This is a genomic window from Paragemmobacter kunshanensis (assembly GCF_011059185.1).
Lineage (GTDB): Bacteria > Pseudomonadota > Alphaproteobacteria > Rhodobacterales > Rhodobacteraceae > Paragemmobacter > Paragemmobacter kunshanensis.
Map to the genome: position 1 here is coordinate 1 of NZ_JAALFE010000066.1, position 3397 is coordinate 3397.

At 61.9% G+C, this 3397-nt stretch carries 2 protein-coding genes and 1 pseudogene; 2 read left to right on the forward strand and 1 reads right to left on the reverse strand.

Annotation, left to right across the window (positions count from 1 at the left end; all coding sequences use genetic code 11):
• Positions 1–88: 88 nt before the first annotated feature.
• Positions 89–544 (reverse strand): DUF2924 domain-containing protein, encoded by a 456-nt coding sequence (locus tag G5V65_RS21595; protein WP_062563468.1) that lies wholly within the window; start codon positions 542–544, stop codon positions 89–91.
• A 391-nt stretch (positions 545–935) separates the two neighbouring features.
• Between G5V65_RS21595 and G5V65_RS21600 the strand changes: the two genes are divergently transcribed.
• Entirely contained in the window at positions 936–3131 is a 2196-nt protein-coding gene (locus G5V65_RS21600) for a hypothetical protein (protein ID WP_062563469.1), read from the forward strand.
• Positions 3132–3215: 84 nt separating this feature from the next.
• Positions 3216–3397, forward strand: a pseudogene (locus tag G5V65_RS22210) (hypothetical protein); the annotation flags it as partial.

The following is a 3397-nucleotide window of genomic DNA, read 5'->3' on the forward strand; positions in this document are numbered from 1 at the left end:
TCCTGCTCCAGCCCTTCCTCGGAGGATTTCCGAGTGTAGACAGCACACCGCAGCTTGCGGACGACCTTCGATTTTTCAGGCGGCTTCGTCATGTCCGCCCCCTGTGGTTCTTGAGGCCGAAGAACACCCAGCCGTTCCAGCGCGTGCCGGTGATGGCACGCGCGATGGCGGACAGCGACTTGAAGGGCCGCCCTTGCCATTCGAAGCCGTCGGCGGTGACGGTGACGATCTGTTCGACGCCCTGCCACTCGCGCAGCAGCCGTGTGCCGGTGATCGGGCGGTCGCGATCGGCGCGGATGCCGCGCTTCCTCTTGTCCCCGCCGTCCAGTTCCTCGCCTAGCCGTTCCAGCCGCCGGATTGTCTCGGGCTTCAGCCCGCCATAGGCCAGTTCCTGGATGCGATAGGCGATGCGGCTTTCGAGATAGCGGCGGTTGAACGGCGGCGGCTCGCTGTCGAACAACTCGCGCCACTGCTTCTTCAGCTCCTGCGTCGTGGCGGTCTTCAGCGCGGCCAGGCGCGCGGGGATGGGATCGTGGGTCGTCATGCAGTTCTCCGGTGAGTTGGAGTTGCATGACGGCATTGGTCGGGCGGATAGTGTAGGTAACTTTCTCCAGTATCGTCAGATACTTCGCCCTTCTCCCGCATGCGCAACCGAACAAGCCCGAGCGCCAACAGGCCGCAGAGCTCGGCGCGGCGCTCGGCGGGCGTCATGTGGTCGGGAGGGAGCGGGTTCGGGCGTTTCATGTCTCGGTGGCTATGCTCGGTGGTGTCGTTACCGATCAAAAGCCACCCAGCCGCCCGGGACAGGACATCTCAGAAGAACGGAATGCAGAAATGCGAACAGGGAGAGAACATCAGGGCTTGCCGATCACGGATATGTCCATGATTATCGTGGGTTGAATTAATCGAGAGCAGTTGTTCATTGAGGTGAGTTCATGGCGCGGAGGAAGAGCGAATTCGGACCGAACCTCGGGAGTATCCTTCAGGGCGCCCCCGCTGCGCTGGTCCGGCAGTTTCTCGCCAGCTTCAAACGGCCCGACGACACTCTTCTCGCTCCGCCGGAAATCACTGAGGGCACGACCGATGATCAGGGCAAGGCAGCGCTGAGTGCGTACCTGCGTTCGGAGGACAAGGAAATCATCGGGCTACTTGAGGGCATCGCTGGCGCTCTGCTCGACATGGGCCAGGACAAGGGAGCGACCTCACTCGAAACGGTTGCGGGCCAACGGCTGCAGAATGTCGACTACGACCAGTATGAGTCCCAGCCTGACCTGCTGTGCAAGAGCATCTGGATGCGCACGGTCTTCCCGATGCACTTCCACGACGCCCAGAGCTTCTATGCCGCGCGGCGCTATCGAGAACGGCGGACGTACTACACATGCTGCGAAGTGGACTTCGACCACGCTTCTGTTGCCGACACAGACGGAATTCCTGACGAGAAGCTCTGTGACGCTGTTCAGGAAGCTCTGGGACTGAAGGGCAAGGTCACCGCGTCCGTCCTCGAATTGCCCGAGACCGCCAACTACCCGCCGTCCTTCATGGTCGCCCTGCGCCATCCCGGGCCCCTGTCGAGCATCGACAATCATCGCGAGGAAGGGGGCTGGACCGTCCATTACTACAGGCCCTCGCATGAGGCTGTCCTGATCTACACACCCCAGCTGAAGAAAATCGAGGTCGCGTCTGCCAGCAGCGACGTTCGCGAAAAGACCTCTAAGGTCTTCGCGGAGGTCGTTCTAGGGCGCCCGCCGTCGGCCAAGCCGTTGACCCGCCGGGAATTCAACCTCGAACGCTTCAGGTCTTCCTTCGATCTGGATTGTCCGGATCTCGAGGACGTCGAGATCACGATGGCGGCGGTAGTCGAGGCCGAGGTCCGCCTCGGCTCGTGGGGCCGAAGACTGAACATCAAGGTGACCATAAAGGACAAGATGGAGGACGTTGTCCGGAAATACGTCTCCAATTCAGCCAACCTGATCCGGAGTTTCGGCTTCACAAAAATCGCCATCGCAATTGGTTACACCCGTCGATCGGACGGAAAGGAGGGAACCTTCCGGGTCTCGATCTCGGATGGCAGCAGTTCGGACGTGCAGAGCATGCGCGATCCGTTCCTTCGGGACCTCGGGTTCCGACTGCTCGAACACTGGGGTCTTACGCAGAACCTGCGGACACTCACCGATCAGGAACGGGCGCAGTGGTTCGGCTTTCTTCTGTCGCTGTACGACCTGCCCGGCGACACTGTTGCAGGTGCGTTCTTCAACTCCGCGGGCGTCGATCCAGCGCGCCTGGTCAGTGCGAGATTGATTGCCCGCAAAGGGCGGCAGGTGATTGGGCTCGCCGAGGATGACGATGAGGTTGTCGAAGTTGAGCAGCAAACGGGTCCGGAGCCAGGGACGGTTCGACAAGCCGGTTCCTTTGGAGAGGCGGATGGATTGCGTCTCGACACCAATGCGATCGAGTACGGGATCGATCGAGCATGGCTCGCCGAAACCATCCTCAAGGCGATAGCTGGCTCTCTCGGCATCAGGAACATCGAAACCATCAACGAGTTCCTCGTCTCGCTTGGGCCGATGGCACTAGGTGAGCGAAAGGTCCCACTTTACCTGGCGCGCCGCCTTGCCGATCTGAAAGCCCGCGAGAGTGTGGAGACTGCGCTTCGGTCGCGGCATACAGCGGGCCCCGGTCTCGTACTCGCCGTTTCCGATGAGCCGCCGCAATTCCTCGGGCCGAACGTCGTTATCGCGCTGCGCGACCTGCTGCTGAACGACGGAAGCCTCGGCGATCTGGACCGAGAGGAAATGGCCCGGCGCTTCGAGGCAAACCGAACGCTGGCGACCTCTGCGCAAGTCGCTCAGGTTGTGCGACACACGCCTCGCTCTGCGACGCTCATCATCCCTGGTCTCGAGCCGCTCACGCTCGACGGCGTGGGCCAGATCCAACTCTTCGAAAGCCTTGTTGAAGCGGCGACCGATGGCACAGGCCAGCGGCTGACCAAGGTCCTGATGGACGGGATGGGGTCCGACAATCCCAGACAGCTGTTCTCTTCCGGCGCATGGGCGAAGGCGCATCCGACTTACATCCGGCACGGCTCGAGCAATCGCTATTGGCGTCTCGGCGAGGCGACCGACACCGCGTGATCTAGAGTTCATCTAGGGTTTCGGGCGGGACGGTCTAACAAACCGCTGATTATTGGAAGGGCTCCACATCAGAGGAGCACTTCCATGCCGACTCCCTTCCCCTCGCGCCAGGCAGCCCAGACGAGCTGGTCCGGCGCCGCGACAACCAAGCACTCCACTCACAACTCGGAATGGCGCTGCACGCGCTGCGACAAGCTGCTCGGCGTCTGCCGGGACGGCCGCATGCACCTGCGCTTCGCGCGGGGGCACGAGTATCTCGTGGGCTT

Bases quoted from the DNA above. Each gene is read 5' to 3' on its own strand.
- G5V65_RS21600 (WP_062563469.1), top strand. From the start codon at position 936: ATGGCGCGGAGGAAGAGCGAATTCGGACCGAACCTCGGGAGTATCCTT.
- G5V65_RS21595 (WP_062563468.1), bottom strand. From the start codon at position 544: ATGACGACCCACGATCCCATCCCCGCGCGCCTGGCCGCGCTGAAGACC.